Raw genomic sequence first — 804 nt, 5'->3', positions numbered from 1 at the left:
GAGAAATTCAGAGTAGTATGGATATTAACCAGGGACCATTGGTCAAATTGGGATTGTTCAAAACACGAAACGGCGACCATCTCCTTATCGCCATTCATCATTTGGTCGTTGACGGTGTATCATGGAGAATCTTGTTGGAGGATATAGCTGTCGCTTATGGACAAGCCTCCAGCGACCAGCCTATTGTCCTGCCGCTCAAGACGGATTCTTTCAAACGATGGTCGGAACGGCTAGTGGATTTTGCAGACGATCCAGATATGAAGGAAGATCGTAGTTATTGGATGGAACTTACATCTGAGCCTGCTGCAAGGCTCTCGGTAGACTGGAAGGCCGGCGAGTGTTATTTGGAAGATATGCGTCATTGGGGAACCGCTTTGTCCGAAATGCGGACGGAACAACTGCTGCGTCGGGTCAACCATGCTTACAATACGGAGATCAATGATATTTTGCTGGCCGCATTATCGCTTGCCGTTCAGGAATGGAGCGGCATGGACGAGATTTGGGTCCAAATGGAGGGTCATGGCAGGGAAGAACTGTTTGAGGATATCAATCTAACGAGAACGGTCGGCTGGTTTACGACATGTTATCCCGTGAAGCTGGCTGTCGAGCGGGATAAAGACCTCCGTTATCATATCAAGCATATTAAAGAATGCTTGAACCGGATCCCTCGCCGCGGCATCGGATATGGATTGACAAGTTCGCATGAAAGTGCGGGAGAACGGGCTACTGAGGGGCCTGAGCTGAGCTTTAACTATTTAGGGCAATTTGATGGCGGAAGCAACGAAACGGCCTTCGAAATGTCTG

At 49.0% G+C, this 804-nt stretch carries 1 protein-coding gene; it reads left to right on the top strand.

From position 1 onward, the window contains the following. Positions 1 to 17: 17 nt before the first annotated feature. Positions 18 to 804 (top strand): condensation domain-containing protein (locus K0T92_RS24575; RefSeq protein ID WP_246628417.1); only part of this gene is annotated, 787 nt, incomplete at its 3' end.

Source organism: Paenibacillus oenotherae (assembly GCF_019443105.1).
Taxonomy (GTDB): domain Bacteria; phylum Bacillota; class Bacilli; order Paenibacillales; family Paenibacillaceae; genus Paenibacillus_Z; species Paenibacillus_Z oenotherae.
Note: the sequence above shows the minus strand (reverse complement) of the source record. Positions and strands in the feature narration are given on the sequence as shown.